At 70.5% G+C, this 17,133-nt stretch carries 16 protein-coding genes; 5 read left to right on the top strand and 11 right to left on the bottom strand.

The genetic code is table 11. From position 1 onward, the window contains the following. Nucleotides 1–116 precede the first annotated feature (116 nt). Complete coding sequence (locus AC3A6R_RS15535; RefSeq protein ID WP_487860374.1) at nucleotides 117–1,217, bottom strand: helix-turn-helix transcriptional regulator; 1,101 nt, start codon at nucleotides 1,215–1,217, stop codon at nucleotides 117–119. Between the two features lie 44 nt (nucleotides 1,218–1,261). Between AC3A6R_RS15535 and AC3A6R_RS15530 the strand changes: the two genes are divergently transcribed. The 4 genes from AC3A6R_RS15530 to AC3A6R_RS15515 are packed head-to-tail and all read left to right on the top strand — an operon-like array spanning nucleotide 1,262 to nucleotide 5,731. Beyond that, on the top strand, nucleotides 1,262–2,251 hold the full coding sequence (locus AC3A6R_RS15530) for a Bug family tripartite tricarboxylate transporter substrate binding protein (RefSeq protein WP_487860375.1): 990 nt from the start codon (nucleotides 1,262–1,264) through the stop codon (nucleotides 2,249–2,251). Between the two features lie 13 nt (nucleotides 2,252–2,264). Then, nucleotides 2,265–2,966, top strand: coding sequence for an aspartate/glutamate racemase family protein (locus AC3A6R_RS15525; protein ID WP_487860376.1), 702 nt, complete (start codon nucleotides 2,265–2,267; stop codon nucleotides 2,964–2,966). 42 nt (nucleotides 2,967–3,008) lie between these two features. After that, nucleotides 3,009–3,401 carry a Rid family hydrolase gene (locus AC3A6R_RS15520; RefSeq protein WP_487860377.1) on the top strand — a complete coding sequence of 131 codons (393 nt, stop codon included), beginning with the start codon at nucleotides 3,009–3,011 and terminating at the stop codon, nucleotides 3,399–3,401. Beyond that, the gene (locus tag AC3A6R_RS15515; RefSeq protein WP_487860378.1) at nucleotides 3,398–5,731 is read left to right on the top strand and encodes a penicillin acylase family protein; all 2,334 of its coding nucleotides are present in this window, start codon (nucleotides 3,398–3,400) and stop codon (nucleotides 5,729–5,731) included. The genes AC3A6R_RS15520 and AC3A6R_RS15515 overlap by 4 nt, the downstream gene beginning before the upstream one ends. Nucleotides 5,732–5,766: 35 nt before the next feature. On the opposite strand, the gene AC3A6R_RS15510 is transcribed toward AC3A6R_RS15515, so the two are convergent. The 8 genes from AC3A6R_RS15510 to AC3A6R_RS15475 all read right to left on the bottom strand — a co-directional run bounded on the left by AC3A6R_RS15510 (nucleotide 5,767) and on the right by AC3A6R_RS15475 (nucleotide 15,036). Further along, entirely contained in the window at nucleotides 5,767–6,384 is a 618-nt protein-coding gene (locus AC3A6R_RS15510) for a TetR/AcrR family transcriptional regulator (RefSeq protein WP_487860379.1), read from the bottom strand. Beyond that, entirely contained in the window at nucleotides 6,381–7,694 is a 1,314-nt protein-coding gene (locus AC3A6R_RS15505; protein WP_487860380.1) for a flavin-containing monooxygenase, read from the bottom strand. The genes AC3A6R_RS15510 and AC3A6R_RS15505 overlap by 4 nt, the downstream gene beginning before the upstream one ends. Further along, nucleotides 7,691–8,659: an NAD-dependent epimerase/dehydratase family protein gene (locus tag AC3A6R_RS15500; protein WP_487860381.1), complete on the bottom strand. Its 969-nt coding sequence runs from the start codon at nucleotides 8,657–8,659 to the stop codon at nucleotides 7,691–7,693. The genes AC3A6R_RS15505 and AC3A6R_RS15500 overlap by 4 nt, the downstream gene beginning before the upstream one ends. 113 nt (nucleotides 8,660–8,772) lie before the next feature. Next, nucleotides 8,773–9,273, bottom strand: a complete 501-nt coding sequence (locus tag AC3A6R_RS15495; RefSeq protein ID WP_487860382.1) for a pyridoxamine 5'-phosphate oxidase family protein — start codon at nucleotides 9,271–9,273, stop codon at nucleotides 8,773–8,775. 102 nt (nucleotides 9,274–9,375) lie between these two features. After that, nucleotides 9,376–10,770: a DUF3526 domain-containing protein gene (locus tag AC3A6R_RS15490; protein WP_487860383.1), complete on the bottom strand. Its 1,395-nt coding sequence runs from the start codon at nucleotides 10,768–10,770 to the stop codon at nucleotides 9,376–9,378. After that, complete coding sequence (locus AC3A6R_RS15485) at nucleotides 10,767–12,191, bottom strand: ABC transporter permease (protein WP_487864811.1); 1,425 nt, start codon at nucleotides 12,189–12,191, stop codon at nucleotides 10,767–10,769. The genes AC3A6R_RS15490 and AC3A6R_RS15485 overlap by 4 nt, the downstream gene beginning before the upstream one ends. Continuing rightward, complete coding sequence (locus AC3A6R_RS15480; protein ID WP_487860385.1) at nucleotides 12,188–12,925, bottom strand: ABC transporter ATP-binding protein; 738 nt, start codon at nucleotides 12,923–12,925, stop codon at nucleotides 12,188–12,190. Before AC3A6R_RS15480 ends, AC3A6R_RS15485 begins: the two co-directional genes overlap by 4 nt. Nucleotides 12,926–12,933: 8 nt before the next feature. Further along, complete coding sequence (locus tag AC3A6R_RS15475; RefSeq protein WP_487860386.1) at nucleotides 12,934–15,036, bottom strand: TonB-dependent receptor; 2,103 nt, start codon at nucleotides 15,034–15,036, stop codon at nucleotides 12,934–12,936. A gap of 124 nt (nucleotides 15,037–15,160) precedes the next feature. Here AC3A6R_RS15475 and AC3A6R_RS15470 point away from each other — a divergent pair, with 124 nt between their 5' ends. After that, complete coding sequence (locus AC3A6R_RS15470; RefSeq protein ID WP_487860387.1) at nucleotides 15,161–15,664, top strand: Fur family transcriptional regulator; 504 nt, start codon at nucleotides 15,161–15,163, stop codon at nucleotides 15,662–15,664. 48 nt (nucleotides 15,665–15,712) lie between these two features. Here the strand turns inward: AC3A6R_RS15470 and AC3A6R_RS15465 are convergent, their stop codons facing one another. Together AC3A6R_RS15465 and AC3A6R_RS15460 are read right to left on the bottom strand one after the other, a co-directional pair. Beyond that, nucleotides 15,713–16,633, bottom strand: coding sequence for an NADP-dependent oxidoreductase (locus tag AC3A6R_RS15465; RefSeq protein WP_487860388.1), 921 nt, complete (start codon nucleotides 16,631–16,633; stop codon nucleotides 15,713–15,715). An 8-nt stretch (nucleotides 16,634–16,641) separates the two neighbouring features. Continuing rightward, on the bottom strand, nucleotides 16,642–17,097 hold the full coding sequence (locus AC3A6R_RS15460; RefSeq protein ID WP_487860389.1) for an ester cyclase: 456 nt from the start codon (nucleotides 17,095–17,097) through the stop codon (nucleotides 16,642–16,644). Nucleotides 17,098–17,133: the final 36 nt, after the last annotated feature.

The following is a 17,133-nucleotide window of genomic DNA, read 5'->3' as shown; positions in this document are numbered from 1 at the left end:
GGCAGCTGGGTCGGGTCGGTGAAACTCCAGGACGAATCAGACGGGCGATTTTCGAAGAAAGAACAGCAAAATAATCGCTGGCGCTGCGCCTTGCCAAAGTCGGCAGCCGCGATGGCTCAGGGCGCGGCCGCTTCGGCGGTCTCCGCGGACCCCAGCCGGAACGCGCGCGGCGCCACGCCGTGCTGGCGCTTGAACGCGGCGGTGAACCGGCCGTGGCAATCCCAGCCGGCTTCGGCCGCGATCGCCTTCACGTCGAGCCGGGTCTCACGCAGCAGCCGCGCCGCAAGCAAGAGCCGCTCTTGCACCACCAGTCCATGCACCGTGCGCTCCGCGGCCGCGCGTACCAGCGCCTGGAGCCGGGTGGCGCGCATGTCCAGGCGGCGCGCCAGCGCGTCCACGGTCCAGGCGCGCGAAGGCGCCTCGGCCACCAGGTCGCGCAGCCGCTGCACCGTCCGCGCAGCCTCGTCGCCGCCATCGCCCGAGACCGCGCCCGAGCGCGCCGGCCGCAGCAGCTGCTGCAGGTCGAGCAGCACGCAGGTCAGCAGCTCGGTGGCGCGCGCATGGAACAGCGGCACGAAGGCCGCATGGTCGGCCGGTTCGTCGCGGATGCGCGCCAGGCAGTCGCGCACGCGTGGCGTGAGCGCCGCATTGCACAGCACGCGGCCGTCGTCGCGCTCGACCAGCTCGGCCAGCTGCCGTGCCCCGAGCCGCACGCCGAACGCCTGCAGCCAGCGCGGCAGCAGGCTGCGGCGCAGCCGGAACTGCACGAAGTTGTTGTGGCAGGCGCCGGGCACGTGGATGAGGTAGCCGCCATCGCGGTTGGGCGTGCGTAGAAGCGCGCGGTCGACGCGGAACTCGAGCGCCCGTCCCTGCGCGCTGCCGATCTGGCCCGTGACATGGCCCGCTAGAAAGAAGGTGAGCAGCAGTTCGTCGCCGGGCGGCAGCTGCACGTCGAGGTCTTGGTTGAGGCGGAAGTCGAAGTACAGCGCGCTCGCGCCTTCCCAGGGCGTGGTGCGCAGCCGCAGGATGCGCCCGCCGTCGCGCGGCCAGCGCACCGCGCGGCTGGCGCCGTCGTGCAGGCCGGGCAGCGCGAGCGGGCGCTCGACCGGCAGGCGCAGTAGCGCGGCGTTGAAGTCGTCCTCGCGCAGCGCATGGCCCGCGGCCGGCGAAGGAATCGGCACAGTCTGCGAACGGATCGGCATAGAAAACCCGGCCATCGGGCGTTAGCGTTGCAACACTTTGGTTTTCGCGGAGTTTAGGCATGAATGTTCGATGTGTCTGCCGTTTCCTGGCATTGGCTGCAACCGCCGCAGCGGCGCTGCTCGCAACGCCGCTTCGCGCGGCCGAGGCCTGGCCCGCGCGGCCCGTCCGGCTGGTGGTGCCTTTCGTCGCGGGCGGCGGCGCCGACGTGACGGCGCGCCTCATCGCCGCGAAGCTGCAGGTGCACCTGGGCCAGCAGGTGGTGGTCGACAACAAGCCGGGCGGCAACACGCTGATCGGCGCGAACGACCTCATCAAGGCGGCGCCCGACGGCTACACGCTGATGTGGTCCATCGACCAGACCTTCGTGCTCAACCCGACGCTCTACAACCGCCTGCCCTACGATCCGCGGCGCGACTTCACGCCGGTGGCGCTGGCGATCACCTCGCCCAACGCGCTGATCGTGCGTGCGGGCGCGCCGGGGTCGGTGGCCGACGTGCATGCGCTCGTGAAGCGCGCGAAGGCCGAGCCCGGCAAGACGAACATCGGCGCGGCCGCGATCCTCTCGCAGATGGCGCTCGAGGAGTTCAAGCACGCTGCCGGCATCGAGGCCACGCGCGTGCCCTACAAGGGCAGCGCCGAGGTCGCGCAGGCCACGATCGCGGGCGACATCGACGCGGCCTTCGACGGCATCGCCCCCTATGTGCAGTTCGTGCAGGGCGGCCGCGCGAAGATCCTTGCCTTCACCTCGCTGAAGCGCTTCTCGGGCCAGCCCGACGTGCCCACGCTCGACGAACTGGGCTACAAGGGCGTGGACTTCTCGGTGTGGTTCGGCATCGTCGGCCCCGCGGGGCTTCCGCCCGAGATCGTGCAGCGCGTGAGCGAAGGCGTGGACCGCGCGCTGCGCGACCCCGAGGTGGTGCAGAAGCTGCTGGTGTTCGGCTTCGAGCCCGCCGCCGAGACCAGTGCGCAGGCGCTCGCGCGCCGCATCGACGGCGACATCGTGCGCTACGCGCCGGTGATCCGTCGACTCGGCTTCAAGCTCGATTGAGGGCGCGGTGCGCATGAAAACCGCGGGCCTGATCGGAGGCGTCGCGTGGCCTTCCACGCTCAGCTACTACCGGCTTTTGAACGAAGGGGTGCAGCGGCAGCTCGGCGGGCTGCATTCGGCACGCTGCGTGATCGTGACGCTCGACTTCGCGCCGGTGCACGCGGCCATGGCGGCCGGGCGGCCGGGCGAGGCGAGGGCGCAGATGGAGGCCGCGGCGCAGCAGGCACGCGCCGCGGGCGCCGAGCTGATCGCCATCCTGGCGAACACGGGCCACTTCGCCGCCGACGAGGTCGAGGCCGCGGCCGGCGTGCCGCTGGTGCACGTGGCGCGCGAGACCGCCGCGGCCATCGCCGCCGCGCACCCCAAGCTGCGCCGCCTGGGCCTGTTGGCCACGAGCTTCGCGCTCGATGCGCCTTTCTTCGGCCAGATGCTCGCCAAGGACGCCGGCTTCGAACTCGTGCTGCCCGACGCGGACGAACGCCGCACGCTCGACGCCGCCATTTTCGGCCCGCTGGCGCACGGCCAGGCCACGCCGGAAGAAGGCCGGACCGTCTCGGCCCTTTGCCAGGCGCTGATCGCACGCGGTGCCGAGGGCGTGGTGCTGGGCTGCACCGAGCTGAGCGGCACGCGGCCCTGGCTGCACTGCGACGTGCCGCTCTTCGACACCACCGAGATTCATGCCCACGCCATCGTGCGTGAGATGACGCGCGCCTGAATCCTCGCCCATCCCCTTCATCGACCGAAAGAGAGACACCGCATGCAGACCGCCGAATTCCCGCTGCCTTTCGTGAACGCGCCCTACACCCGCGCGATGTTCGACGACGACTGGATCTTCGTCTCGGGCACCATCGGCATGGACTACGACACCCAGCAGCTCGCCGAGAGCGCCGAAGACCAGACCCGGCTGATGGTGCGCAACATCGCGCGCTACCTCGAGGCCTGCGGAGGCCGGCTGGAGCAGATCGTCAACTACACGCTGATCGTCGCGGGCGCCGAGCACCTCGGCGCGGTGGTGGCGACCCTGTCCGACGTGCTGCCCTGCAAGCCCACCGGCACCGCAATGCTCGCGGGCATCGCGGTGCCGAAGGCCTGGGTCGAGATGCAGGTGATCGCGCGCAAGAGCCATGCGCCGTCGGGGGGCGCGCAGTGAAAGCGGGCTGGCTGCGTGTGGCGGCATGCGCCCTCGCCGTCACAGGCGCGATCGCGGCATGCGGCGGCGGCAATGACGGCGGCGGGCGCGGCGGCTCTTTCCCTGTCGCACCGCCCGCGCCCGAAGACAGGTTCAGCGCCGAGGTGCGCTGGACGCAATACGGCCTGCCGCACGTGAAGGCCGCGGACCACGGCGGGCTCGGCTATGGCTACGGCTACGCGGTCGCACGCGACCAGCTGTGCCTGTTGGCCGAACGCGTGCTGACGCTGCGCGGCGAGCGTTCGGAGCGCTTCGGGCCCGACGGCATGGCGCTGGTGGCGTTCCTGCAGGCGCCGAATCTGGACAGCGACCTGTTCTATCGTGTGCAGCTGTCCGACGAAGAGGTCGAGGCGGCATGGCAGGGACTGTCGGCCGATGCCCGCGCGCTCGCCGAGGGCTATGCGGCCGGCTTCAACCGCCGGCTGCGCGACATCGGCATCGAGGCGGCCGCAACCGCCTGCAAGGGCATGGCGCCGCCGCCGATGAAGGCCAGCGACGTGGTGCGGGCCGTGATGCAGGTCAACTCGCTCTGGAAAGCGCTGGCGGTGGCGCCGTATGCGTCGGCGTCGACGTGGGATCAGCTGGGCGCGCCGCCGCTCGCGAAGGCCGCCGCAGACCGCCCCCCCGCGCAGCGCATGGCCAGCAACGCCTGGGCCTTCGGCGCCGACGCCACCGGCACCGGCAGCGCGATCATGGTCGCCAACCCGCACACGGTGTGGCAGGACCATTGGCTCCTGATGCACCAAATGCATCTCACGATTCCGGGCGAGCTCGACGTGATGGGCGCCGATTTCCTCGGACTGCCGCTGCCGCTCTCGGGCTTCACGCAGCACCTGGCGTGGAGCATCGAGGCACCGTCGACCGTGACCTACCCGCTGCTCGTCGCGCTCGACGTGCAGGACGGCGCGGCGCCGGGGTACACGGTCGACGGGCAGCGCCGCGCGCTCGTTGCCAAGACCATCGCGCTGCGCGTGCGGCAGGACGACGGCAGCGTGCGCCTGCAGCACTACCGCGTGCCGGTGTCGCATCTCGGGCCGCTGTACCGGCTGCCGGCCGCGCCCGGCCGCTCGGCCGGCTGGCATGCCATCACCGATCCGGGCACCGCGAATGCGCGCGCCCTCGACCAGATGCTCACGGCGGCCAAGGCGCGCGACGTCGCTGGGTTTGCGCAGGCGGTGGCGGCCAACCGAGGGATCACCGCGCACCTGATCGCCGGCGACAGCCAGGGCGGCGCGCTGTACATCGAATCGGGGCCGCTGCTGGACATCGACGATGCGACGCTCCGCGGCTGCGCCACCATGCCGCCGCCCGACGAGACGGCCGTGCCGGCCGCTCTCGACGGCAGCCGCAGTGCCTGCGCGGTGCGCGACACCGAGGGCCGCGCGAGGCTGGCACCCGCGGATCGGATTCCCGCCCTCGCCACGCGCGGCATCGTGCAGAACGCCAACGACAGCTACAGCCTCTCGGTGGTGGGCCGGCAACTCGACGGCTACTCGCTGCTGCTCGGCAGCCCGAAGTTGCCGCCAGGGCCGCGCACGCTGATGTCGCAGCGCCAGATCGATGACGGCCTGGCCGACGGCCGCATCGACAGCGCCGAAGCGCTGGACATGGTGTTCGGCAACCGCAGCTACATGGCCGAGACCCTGCTCGACGCGGTGCTCGCTGCCTGTGGCACCGCCATGGGCGACGCGCAGGTGCAGTCGGCCTGCGCCATCCTGTCGGCATGGGACCGGCGCCACAATGCGGAAAGCCGCGGGGCGCTGCTGTTCCACGAACTCGCGCCGCGGCTCGCCGCCGTGCCGGGGCTGCATGCGGAGCCCTACGACTCCGCGCAACCGTTTCGCGTTCGACCGGTATCGACGGCGCCCGGCGTGCGTGCGGCCATCGTGGCGGCGCTGCGCGAGGCGGCGCAGTCGCTCGATGCGCTCGGCCTCCGCGGCGACGAACTCTGGGGTCGCATGCTCGCGCGGCCTGCGTCGCAGGGCCGCGTGCCGCTGCACGGCGGCTCGGGCGAGCAGGGTGTGCTCAACGCGCTGCAGGGTGCGCCGCTCACGAAAGAGGGCTTCGGCGACATCGTGGCCGGTACCGCGTACATGCATGTCGTCACCTGGCAGGAGGGCCGGCTCGATGCGCGCGTGATGCTGGCATCCGGCCAGTCGGGCGATCCGGCATCGCCGCACCGGGATGACCAGTTGGCGCTGTTCTCGCGCAAACAGCTGGTGGTCCCGCCGTTCAGCGATGCGGAAATCGCCGCCGATCCGGCGCTCGAGACGATGGTGCTGCGCGAATGAGGTACGGGTGGCCGGCTCGGGCGGCCCTTGGGCCGCTACCGGGCGGCCAGCCCCAGCACCAGCGTGTCGACCATGCGCTGCGCGAGCCGGTCGAGCGCGACCTCGTCGTCGTCGTCGCGGCGCCGATACCAGATCAGCGACCACTGCAATCCGCCGAGCAGCGTCTTGACCGCGATCGACACGTCGAGGTCGCCGTCGACGCGCCCCGCCTTCTTCGCCGCGGCGAGCTGCTTCTTGAAGAGCTTCTCGAAGCGGTCGCGCGACGCGATCAGCGCGTCGAGCTCCTCGCGCTGGCGTGGCGTGAGCGCGCCGAAGCGGTGCAGCTGCACGCCTTGCACCACCACGCTGGCGAAGGTGTGATGCACGAACAGCGCCAGCGCATGCGCCTTCATCATCGCCGCGAGCACCTCGAGCGGGTCGCCACCGGCGCCCTGCGCGGGTTCGACCGCGTGGAAGAGCAGGTCCATCCCGAGCCGGTGCACGTCGAAGAACAGATCGACCTTCGACTGGTAGTGGTGGTACACGCGTCCCTTGGTCGCGCCCATGCGCCGTGCGACCACGTCGATGCTGGTCGCGTGGAAGCCCTGCGCCATGAAGCACTCGGCCGCGGCCTCGAGGATCTCGAGCCGGGCGGCGGTGAGTTCCGTCGTCATGCCGCCGCCTCGCCGCGCGCCATGTCGCGTGCGAGCTGCTTCGCGTAGCTGCGGGCATCGACCTCGAGCGCATAGCGTGCGGTGCCCACGTAGCGCCGCCGCACGGCCGCGGCATGGTGCTCGATCTCGCGCGCCATGGCCGCTTCGGCCGGCAGCCGCATCGCGCCGCCGAGCAGCGCGGCGAGCCAGCGCGACTGCACCTCGACCAGCGGAATGGTCGGCCCCACCGGCTGCACCAGCCCGAGGAAGAACAGGCCCGGCAAGTGCGGTGGCGCCATGCGGCGGTAGAGGGGAGGTACGTCTTCGCCCACCTCGAACAGCGCGGGGTCGAGGAAGGCGAAGCTGGGGCGGTAGCCGGTCGCGAGGATGATGGCATCGACGGGTTCGCTGCTGCCGTCGTCGAATGCGACGCGCTCGCCCTGCAGCGCCTGCACGTTCGGCTTCATGCGGATCCAGCCGTGGCCGCAGTAGGGCAGCAGCTCCTGGCTCAGCGTGGCGTGCTCGCGCCAGACCGCATGCGCGGGCCGCGGCACGCCGAAGCGCGCCTGGTCGCCCACCACGAGGTACGAGAGCCAGCGCACGAGCGTGCGCGTGACCGGCGTGGGCAGGCGCAGCGTGCGCGCGAAGAGAGCCGACCACCGGTCCACGGGCCGGCCCATGATGTACTTCGGCAGGATCCAGGCACTGCGCCGCGTCGACAGGAAGGTGCGGCGCGCGTTCTTGCAGACGTCCACCGCGATGTCGACCGCGGAGTTGCCGATGCCCACCACGAGCACGTTCTTGCCCGCATAGGCTTCTGCCGTGCGGTAGTGGTGCGAATGCAGCTGCTCGCCGTCGAAGTGCCCGGGAAAGGCCGCCATGCGCGGGTCCCAGAGATGCCCGCTCGCGACGATCACCGCGCGATAGCTGCGCGCTTCGCCGCCCGCCAGTTCGACGCGCCACAGGCCGTCGGGCGTGCGCGCCACGTTCGTCACGGTGGTGCGAAAGCGGAAGTGGCGCTTCAGGTCGAAGCGGCTGGCGTAGCTCTCGAGCCATTCGAGCACTTCGGCATGCGAGAGAAAGTCGGGATAGCTCTCGGGGATCGGATGATCGGGGTAGCCGAGATTGCCGCGGCTGGTGTCGATGTGCAGGCTGCGGTAGGCCGACGAGAGCCCGTTGTCGTTCTCGTAGCGCCACATGCCACCGATGTCGGAGCCTATCTCGAAGCCTTCGAACGGCACGCCGCGCGCATGCAATGCCTTCGCGGCGGCCATGCCCGAGGAGCCGGCGCCGATGATGCAGACCGGGTGTTGGTCAGGTGCGGCGCTCATGCTTGTACGCCTTCGTGTGCGAGAAAGGCCGCGACCAGCGCATCCGCCGAGTCGTCGGGCTTGAAACCGAGCGCCAGCGCACGCTCCGACGTGAAGCCCGCGGGCCAGCCGTCGACGATGCGCTGGACCTGCGCATCGGGCTGCCATGCGACGCGGTCGCCGATGCCGCCGGAGAGCCGGCGCGAGACCGCCTCCACGAGCTGCGCGGGTGTCACCGACAGGCCCGGTAGGTTCATCGTGCGGTGGCCGGCGATCGCCTCGGCCGGCAGCGCGGCCAGCCGCAGAAAGCCCTCGATGACCTTGTCGACCGAGGCCAGCGCGAGCGCACTGTCCGGCGCCATGCGGCAGGTGGTGCGCTGGCCGCGCAGCGGCTCGCGCACCAGCGACGCGACCTGGTCGGAGATGCTGCCGCTCGGCGGCCCGGGGTGCGTAACCACGATCGGCAGCCGCAGCGCGCGGCCGTCGACGAAGCCATGCCGGCTGTAGTCGGCCAGCAGCAGTTCGGTGACGGCCTTGTGCGTGCCGTAGGAGGTGCTCGGCGCCTGGCGCACCTCGTCGCCCACCACCGGCGGGAGCGTGCCGCCGAAGGTGGCGATCGAACTCGCGAACAGCAGCAGGGGCGCGGCGGGCTGCACGCGGCAGCGCTCGAGCAGTTCAATGAGCGAGAGCAGGTTGGTCTCGAGGCCGCGGCGGAAATCGGTCTCGGCGTCCACGGTCAGCGTGGCGGCGAGGTGGAAGATCGCGTCGGGCGGGCGCGCGAACAGGCTGTCGAGCAGCGCGCTGTCGCGCAGGTCGCCGTGCACCGTCACGATCTTGCAGGCGGCATCGGCCGGCGCGGGCACCGGACGCAGGTCGGACAGCACGAGTTCGTCGATCGGCTGCGTGCCGAGCCGCGCATCGCTTGCGAGCCGGCGCGCGAGCCTTGCGCCGAGAAATCCGCCCGCACCGAGGATCAGTACGCGCATGCCAGGGCGTGCTCAGGCGGGCGGCGGGCGAATCGGTTCATCGGCGGGCATCTCCATAAAAAGATACCCGGTAGTATGTCGACGAAAGATCGGCGCGTCAACGCGCCGCAGGTTCAGCGCATGTCGAGCTTCTTGTGTTCGCCGAGCGACGGCGTCTCGTTGCCGGTAATGGCCGCCTTAGCCATCTTCAGCAGCTGCACCATCTTGCTTTCCTTCACGTCCCAGTATTCGGCGCCGACGATCTCGACCGCGAGCAGGCCCAGGTTCGGGTCGGTCACACCGCCCGGGAACCAAGCCTTGGCTGCGGGGTTGAAGAGCTTCTCCTTGAGGGCCTGGTCGTCGCGCAGCATGGCGCGGCCCACTACCGAGACGTAGTGGTCGTCGTCGGTGTTGGCATACGCGATGTTCACGCTGGGGTCGCTGGCCACATGGCGCGCGATGTCGCCGTTCTTCGGCACGAAGAAGTAGAGCGTCGAGGCTTCGTCGATGCCCTTGCTTTGCGTGGTCAGCGGATGGCTGTGCAGCTGGCCATCGCCATGGCGATGGGTCAGCATGCCGTAGCGCGTGTCCTTGATCATGTCCCAGAGCCTGGCGTGTTCGTCGTTGGTGGTCATGTGTGTGCACTCCTTGAAGAAGAGACCACCGTAGCCAGCCGCGTGCGTTCGCCATGCGGCGTTTGGGCGCATGCGCGTGTCATCCGATGCCGACGACGGCTGCTAGGGTTTTTCGAGCGACCGGCGTGCGAGCGCGATGCAGCCGCACAGTGCCAGCGCCAGCAGCCCGAGCCACAGGATCGGCCGGTACATGCCGGCAGGCCGGCCGTCCGCCACTGGCTCGAAGCGCGGCAGCCGGTCGAAGTCGCCGGCCGAGAGCCCGCGGTAGGCCATGACGCGCGGCACGAAGAAGTCGCGCCAGTCGTCCTCGTAGGCATTCACGCGCTCGACGTGCTGCAGGTGGCGCGGCGCGTCGATGCCGGCGAGTCGGTCGGCGAGCACCGCGAGCGCGAGGCTCGGGGAGAGCCAGCTCCGGTCGGCGAGCCACGCGAAGCGGCGCGCGCGCACCGTATCGAAGTGCAGCATCAGCGGCCGGACCATGCGCTCCTGCGCCAGATAGCGCGGCAGGAAAGACACCGGCCAGGTGTGGCTCGTGCGCCCCGCCGGAACGGCTTCGGGGTGCGCGGCATACCAGTCGGCGAGATGCTCGTCCATATGGACTTCGGCCTCCTGCTGGGCCTGGCGCACGGCCGCGATGGCGGCCAGGCGCGAAGGCATCGGCGCCTCGCGGTCGGCCCATGCGGCCAGGGCCGCGGGCACCGCGAAGGTCGACATCAGCCAGCACGCGAGCAGCCCGAGCGCGGCCGAACCCGAGGACAGCGGCAGCAGGTTGAACAGGCCGGCCAGCGCGGTCCAGCAGGCGCAGAACATCGCCACGGCGGCGAGCCAGCCGAGCAGGGCCTGGGCCGTGGCACCGGGATCGAGCGCAAAAGCGAGCGCCGAAGCGGCTGCCGCCACGCACCATGCCGCGGCGCCGCGCAGGGCCAGCGCCACGGCCAGCACACGACCGGGGCGCGCGCACTGCGCCACCACGAGCCGCCATTGGCCGTGCTCGCGCTGCTCCTGCACCAGCCCGTGGCCGAGTGCGAGGATGGCGAGCGGCAGCAGCAGGGCGAGCACCGTGGAGAAATCGGGCAGGCCGAAGCCCTCGAGCAGCGGGTTGCCGAGGCGCTCGGCCTTGCGCGCGTCGGTGTGGCGGCTTTCCACCGTCACGCGGGCGTCGGGTGCGAGCAGTTCGAAGCCGCCAGTGCCGAGCGCGAGGCCGCCGAGCGCCGGCAGCGTGGCCGGCGGCGCGTCGCCGCGCGCGAACTGGAACGCGTCCATCATGGCCTTCGCGGCATCGCGCGAGGCCCCGGCCTGTGCCTGCACCGTCACGCGGCGCTGTTCCCAATGTGCCTGCTGCGCCGCGGCCGCTGCCCGATGCTCCCGTGCAGCGAGGCCGGACCACACCGCACTCGCGCCGAGCAGCAGCGCGAACACGGCGAGCACCCAGAGGTTGGAGCGCTGCCGAACCAGGCGGCGCCATTCGGCCCGCACGCATTGCATCGCGGCCTTCATGGCTTCAGCTTCCGCAGGCTCGCGATGCAGAGCGCACCGGCGGCCAGCGCCCAGGCCAGCAGCAGCGCGATGTCGGGCAGCGCGGCCTTCCAGGCGAAGCCGGTGGCCGGCGCCGCATAGCGAAAGGGCTCGACCGAGCGCCACAGCGAATCATCTGCGTAGCGGTCGTCGAACGAGGTGAGGCCGCGCGTGTGGTCGGCGTCCCAGCGGTCGATGGCCGTGTTGACGCGGCGGCGGTAGGCTTCGGCGGCCTCTTCGAAGTGGCGCTGGTGCGCGAGGTCGGTGCCTGCCATCTTCATCGAGATGGCGCGCATCGCGACCGCAGGACTCAGCGCCCCGGCCGCGCGCAGCCAGCGCTCCTGCAGCGCATAGCGCGCCCAGAGCGCGTCGAAGTGCAGCGCGTGCACGCGATCGGCATAGGCGTCGCGCGCCAGGCGCCGCACCGCCGCCACGCCGAACGGCAGGTCTTCGAGCCGCGTGGCGCCGTGGCGGCGCAGCAGCTCGGCTTCGAGCGCCTTGCCGCGCGCCGCCAGGTCGGCGTCGCCCGGCAGGCCCTGCGTGTAGTCGCGCTGGATGTCGCTCCAGAAGCGTTCGGCCGTGGGCAGCGGCACGGCCTGCGCGGCCGCTGCGGCGCCGAGGCGCGGCACGACGAAGACGAAGGCGACCCAGAGGCCCAGCAGCACGAACAGGCTGGCCCGGCGGGTCGGGAGCCAGGCCGACACCGCGAGCGCCAGCGCGGCGATCACGCCGTAGTAGACGAGGAACGAGCCGGCCAAGAGGGCGCCGCGGCCGAGCGCATCGATGCCGGGGACGGCAGCGCTGCCCGCCGCGAGCAGCAGCCCGCCGCCGAGTGCGGCCAGCAGCATCAGTGCCACCACCGCAAGCAGCGCGATGAGCTTGCCGGCGAGAAGCCGGCCACCGCGCAGGCCCGCGCTGTGCAGCATGCGCAGCGTGCCGCTCTCGCGTTCGGCGCTCACCGCGTCGTAGGCGAGCGCGATGATCAGCAGTGGCATCAGTGCCAGCAGTGCGAAGGCGGGCGTCATCTGCCCGAAGCGCACCGACGGCGCTTCGTCGGCCGCGGGCTGGAAGCGCGTGATGTTGCGGCGGTGGGGCTCGAGCCAGAGCGCCTGTCCGAGGTAGGGCTCCAGGCCGGGATCGATGCCCGCGAGCGGCGAGTCCGGCCGCAGTGCATAAAGCCCGAAATGCGCGCCGCGGTGCGGATGCTTCTCGCCCTGCGCATCCCATTGGCTGCGAACCACCGCGGCGATCTCGGCCTTCTCGGCGGCGAGCCGGCGGTGCTGCTGCGCGGACACGGCGAGCAGGCCGGCCAGCAACAGTCCCGTTGCGAGCGCCAGCACCGCGAAGCGTCCGTCGCGCAGCAGCGCCCGCAGCTCCTTTCGCACCACCGCGAGCAGCATCATGCGGGCACCCCTGCGCCGCGCGTGTGCGCAAGGTAGGCGCGCTCGAGTTCGGCATGGTTCACGGTGTGCGCGTCGAACTCGGCCACCAGCCTGCCTTCGCGCAGGATGCCGATTCGGTCGGCGACCTGACGCGCATTGAAGAGGTCGTGCGTGGCCATCAGCACCGCCATGCCGCCGTCGGCCGCGGCGCGCACGCGCTCGGCGAAATCGTTCGCGGCACCCGGGTCCAGGCCCGAGGTCGGCTCGTCGAGCAGCATCGCCCGCGCCGCCTTGGCATGGGCGATCGCGAGCCCGACCTTCTGCCGCATGCCCTTGGAATAGGTCGACACGCGCGCCCCGTGCGCCTGCAGCTGCAGGCCGGCCTGCGCCAGCAGCGCGCCCGCGGGTTCGCGCGCCAGTTCGATGCCTGCGAGGGTGCAGAAGTACTGCAGGTTCTCCACGCCGCTCAGGTACGGGTAGAGCGCCACGTTCTCGGGCAGGTAGGCAAGCCTGCGGCGCACCTCGGCCGCATCGCCGGTGGGCGAGAAGCCTGCGACGCGCGCCTCGCCCGAGGCCGGCACGACGAAGCCCAGCAGCACGTCGAGCGTGGTGGTCTTGCCCGCGCCGTTGCCGCCGAGCAGCGCAAAGACGCAACCCGAGGGCACATGGAGGTCAAGGCGGTCGATGGTGCGCCGGCCACCGCGCTCGACCGTGAGCGCGCGCAGCGCGAGGATGGGTTCGTCGCCGGCGGTCATCGCGGCCTTCAGAAGAAGTAGCGCACCGACGCGCCGAACTGCGTGCGCGGCTGCGGCGAAAGCAGCAGCCCCGCGGCCGACCCGTAGGCAATGTCGCTCGCGTAGCGGTGCGGCTGGAACACCGCGAACACGCTGAACTGGAACTGGTCGCGGTCGTAGGTGGCCTTGAGGTCGTAGCGCGTGTAGGTCGGCATCATGCGCAGCTGCGTCTGCGGCGTGCCGACGTAGTACGGATTTTTGGCCGTGAGGTAGGCGTCGGCATTGAGCGTGAGGCGCCCCGCCCCGAGGCGCTGGCGGTATTCGACCCCGAGCTTCACCTGGTGCTCGGGCACCGACAGGCGCGCCCCGGTGTTGGGCAGCGGGTTGTTCACGCGCGCCTCGATGATGCGGCCGTAGCTGCCGTAGGCCGACCAGCGCGGACCGAAGCGCAGCCGCGTTTCGAACTCGAAGCCCTTGCGCGTCGTCTCGCCGACCGACTTGAAGGAGCCGTCGGGCTGCGCCACGATCTCGTCCTGGTTGAGCGTGTGGTAGACCGCGCCCGAGGTGGTCCAGTCGGGCGAGGGGCTGAAGCTGAAGCCGAGGTCGCGCGACTTCACCTTCGACGGTGCCACGTCGAACACCGTGCCGCCGGCGGCACCGAGCGGGCCGGTCGCGCCGCTGCTGCTGATCTGCTCAGCGGCCGGCGAGCGGAAGCCTTCGGCCAGGTTGGCGAACACATCGAGCGTGGGCGTGATGCTCCAGACGGCGCCGAGCTTCGGCGTCGTCACTGCGTCGTCGTAGGACGTGGAGGCGCCCGGCAGCTTGCGGTTGCCGATGTCGTAGTCGAACGCATCGCGCCGCACGCCGCCGAGCAGCTTGAAGCCGGGAGCGAGCTGGTACTGGCCCTGGGCGAACAGGCCGTAGGTCAGCAGGTCGAGCTTCTGGGCGTTGATGTAGTTCGCTGTCGGCTGTCCGTTGCGCCAGATGCGGCGCTCGGCATCGCCGCTGTCGCGGCGCAGCTCGCCACCGACCACCAGTGAAGCGTGCTCGCCGAAGACGAAGTTCTGCGCCAGCCGGCCGCCATAGAAATGCCGGTCGTCCGAACCCACCGTGTGCTGCACGCTGCTGTTCGCGATGCCGCGCACGCGCTCGAAGCGCTCGGCATAGGCCGTGGCCGACCAGCCCGCCTCGCCCGTGGCCGGCGTGCGGTTGAACACCAGCCCCGTGCGCTGGCCGCTGCCGTAGCCCGGCAGGTTGAACTGGGTCGCGCGCGGGTCCAGCGCGCCGCGCTGCAGGTCGGGCAGCAGCAGGTAGCCGGGCGCCGCGCTTTCGGACCGGTAGTGGTTGACGCGCAGGCTGTAGAGCCCGTCGCCGACACGCCTGGAGAGCTTCCAGAACAGGTTGTCGCGCTCGGTCCGGCCCGCGAAGCGGAAGCTGTCGGTGCGGTAGCTGTCTGCGACGAGCAGCGACTGCATCTCGCCGAAGGGCTGCGACGACAGCACCAGCGATGCGCGGCGCCCGCCGTAGCGCTCGAGCGAGAGCGCCACGCTCGAAGGCACTGCAACGGTCGGCGTCGCCATGTTGACAGCGCCGGCGCGGTTCTGGTCGCCGTAGAGTGCCGAGATCGGTCCCTTGATCACGTCGACGCGGCCGATCATTTCGGGCGTGAGCCATTCGAGAAAGGCCGGTCCGTGGCCCGCGCCGGCCTGGCTCGAAGGCATGTTCTGCGGCACGCCGTCGACGTAGACGGCGGTGTCGGCGCCATGCGTGCCCTGCGTGGCAAAACCCCGCATGCGAAAGCCGTTGCCGGTGTCGCCCTGGTCGATGTTGTTGGCGACCACGCCGGGCACGCGCCGGAACACGTTGGAGATGTCGCGGCCCACGTTGAGCGTGCCGATCTCTTCGGCCGTGATGACGCTGAGCGCCGCGGGCAGGCCGGTGCTGTCGTTCGTGACGCGGGTGCGGCGGATCTGCCGCGGCGCGTTGTCCTCGCCGTCGGCGGTGACGCTGATTTCGCCGAGCGTCTGCACCGGCCTGTCGTCGGCAGCGGCGCCGGCCGAACAGGCGACGCCGACACTCAATGCCAGTGGGAGGGAGAGGCGAGGTCTGGATTTCTTCGGGCGCGTGTTCATGGTCGGCAAGGGGTGAGCGGAACGTAATGATATTGCAATCGCAATAGCGGTTCAGTTCCTCTCGTCCTGGCGCAGCGGCCCGAGCGGGATAGACTCGCTTTCCTTCTCGCCCCGTTCAGCCCCGATGGCCGCCTCTTCTTCGTCCCGACCCGTTCCAGCAGCCCGCGCCGCGGCGGCGTCCGCCGTGGTGCAACGCGGCACGCGCCAGAAGGCCGCGATCCGAAGCGTGATCGATGGCTCGGCGCGGCCGCTGCTGCCGCAGGAGATCCTCGAGGCCGCGCAGCAGGAGGTGGCGGCGCTGAGCATCGCCACCGTCTACCGCAACCTCAAGCTCCTGGCCGAAGCCGAGGAGATCCGCGCGGTCGAGCTGCCGGGCGAGGCGCCGCGCTACGAGTCGACGCGGCACGGCCATCACCATCACTTCCAGTGCCGCACGTGCGCGCGCGTGTTCGACGTGCACGCCTGCCCGGGCAACTTCTCGGCCATGGCACCGAAGGGATTCCGCGTCGACGGGCACGAGCTGACGCTCTACGGGCAGTGCGCCGACTGCCGCGGGCAGGCTGCCACGCCGCGCGCGGCCGAAAAAGGGCCGGTTTCAAGCCTTTCGCGCAAATCACGCAAGGCTTGAAACCTGATATGGGCACGGCATCCGTGTTGCGCGGCGAGCCGCCGGGAATCAGCTGCCCACGTGGATGAGGACCTTGCCGCGCGCGTGTCCAGTGGCCAGCTTCTCCAGCGCCGAACGCGCTTCGTCCAGCGGGAAGATCGAGTCGGTGATGATCTGGATCTGCCCGGCCTGGAACTGTCGGATCGCTTCCGGCAAAAAGGGGGTCGCGCTCGTGAAGAACACGAACTCGCCCGTGTGTCCGTCCTTGGGCTGGATGCCGAACGCCACCAGGCTGGCGATACGCCCACCGGTGCGAAGCACCGACCACGACTTCTCCAACGTCTCGCCGCCGATGGTGTCGAGCACCAGGTCGATGTCGCGCACCTGGGAAAAGTCCTGGGTGCGGTAGTCGATGACCTCGTCCGCACCCAGACTCTTCACCAGTTCGATGTTCCTGGCAGACGCCGTGGCGACAACATGCGCGCCCGCATGATGGGCCTGCTGGACGGCCATGCTGCCGACACCACCCGTCGCCGCATGAATCAGAACCCGCTGCCCGCGCTGCAGACGGCCAACGTCGAAGAGGCCTTGCCAGGCGGCACCAAATGCAGTTGGCATGGCTGCCGCCTGCTCGAAGCTCATCTCTGCCGGGATGACGCACAGATCCGCGGCGGCTGTCACCAGACGCCTGCCGAGCGCGCCTCCCGTGCTGGGCGCGGTACGCCCCACCACGCGGTCACCCGCATTCAGGCCAGTCACCTGCGCGCCGACCGCCTCGACCACGCCGCTGAAGTCCGTGCCCGGTGCATAGGGGAACTCGACCGGGAAGACCTGTTGCATGTAGCCAGCGATGATCTTCAGGTCCAGCGGGTTGATGCCGGCCACTTCGACGCGAACGACGACGTCGTGTGGCTGTGGATCGCGCAGACGGGCTTCGCCGATCGCTACGACATCGGGGCCGCCGAAGGCACGGACAAGAGCGGTTTTCATGGATGACTTCATTCCTTCCTGGCTTGCGGCGGAAACTGCCCGAGCTGGAGGAACAGACCGAACCAGTCCTCCATGTGCCATGTCGTGGTCACGCGCTTGCCGTCGAGCGTGTGGAACTCGTGCAGGCGGAAGCTCACCTTCTTGCCCGTGGGGGCGATGTCGAAGAGTTCTCCCTGATGGGTGCCGCTGATCTCGGCGCGAACGCCGATCTTGCCGGGCTCCTGGACCATGTCGTGGACAGTGATCCGAACGTCCGGGAATGCCTGCACGACGCTTTGGATGATGGGCTTGATGCCTTCCGGTCCGGGGCCTTGCCCAGGCGCCAGCGGAATGTCGTCCCAAGTGGGCGCAAGGACTTCGTCCACCAGATCGGGGTTCCTGTCGCTGAAGGCGCGGTAGAAAGTTTCGACCGCCAGGCGCTCCGCGCGAAGCCGATCAGAGAGGTCGATGCTGGATGTGCTCATGGTGTTGCCCGTGGATGTGTGATTCGTGACGACGCC

Source organism: Variovorax sp. Soil_C_19 (assembly GCF_057657255.1).
This window is presented reverse-complemented; position numbering and strand designations above follow the sequence as displayed.

Coding starts and splice junctions, on each gene's coding strand:
- AC3A6R_RS15480 (WP_487860385.1), bottom strand. CDS start 12,925: ATGACCGCCGGCGACGAACCCATCCTCGCGCTGCGCGCGCTCACGGTC.
- AC3A6R_RS15495 (WP_487860382.1), bottom strand. CDS start 9,273: ATGACCACCAACGACGAACACGCCAGGCTCTGGGACATGATCAAGGAC.
- AC3A6R_RS15505 (WP_487860380.1), bottom strand. CDS start 7,694: ATGAGCGCCGCACCTGACCAACACCCGGTCTGCATCATCGGCGCCGGC.
- AC3A6R_RS15530 (WP_487860375.1), top strand. CDS start 1,262: ATGAATGTTCGATGTGTCTGCCGTTTCCTGGCATTGGCTGCAACCGCC.
- AC3A6R_RS15485 (WP_487864811.1), bottom strand. CDS start 12,191: ATGATGCTGCTCGCGGTGGTGCGAAAGGAGCTGCGGGCGCTGCTGCGC.
- AC3A6R_RS15470 (WP_487860387.1), top strand. CDS start 15,161: ATGGCCGCCTCTTCTTCGTCCCGACCCGTTCCAGCAGCCCGCGCCGCG.
- AC3A6R_RS15535 (WP_487860374.1), bottom strand. CDS start 1,217: ATGGCCGGGTTTTCTATGCCGATCCGTTCGCAGACTGTGCCGATTCCT.
- AC3A6R_RS15475 (WP_487860386.1), bottom strand. CDS start 15,036: ATGAACACGCGCCCGAAGAAATCCAGACCTCGCCTCTCCCTCCCACTG.
- AC3A6R_RS15520 (WP_487860377.1), top strand. CDS start 3,009: ATGCAGACCGCCGAATTCCCGCTGCCTTTCGTGAACGCGCCCTACACC.
- AC3A6R_RS15510 (WP_487860379.1), bottom strand. CDS start 6,384: ATGACGACGGAACTCACCGCCGCCCGGCTCGAGATCCTCGAGGCCGCG.
- AC3A6R_RS15525 (WP_487860376.1), top strand. CDS start 2,265: ATGAAAACCGCGGGCCTGATCGGAGGCGTCGCGTGGCCTTCCACGCTC.
- AC3A6R_RS15465 (WP_487860388.1), bottom strand. CDS start 16,633: ATGAAAACCGCTCTTGTCCGTGCCTTCGGCGGCCCCGATGTCGTAGCG.
- AC3A6R_RS15460 (WP_487860389.1), bottom strand. CDS start 17,097: ATGAGCACATCCAGCATCGACCTCTCTGATCGGCTTCGCGCGGAGCGC.
- AC3A6R_RS15490 (WP_487860383.1), bottom strand. CDS start 10,770: ATGAAGGCCGCGATGCAATGCGTGCGGGCCGAATGGCGCCGCCTGGTT.
- AC3A6R_RS15500 (WP_487860381.1), bottom strand. CDS start 8,659: ATGCGCGTACTGATCCTCGGTGCGGGCGGATTTCTCGGCGCAAGGCTC.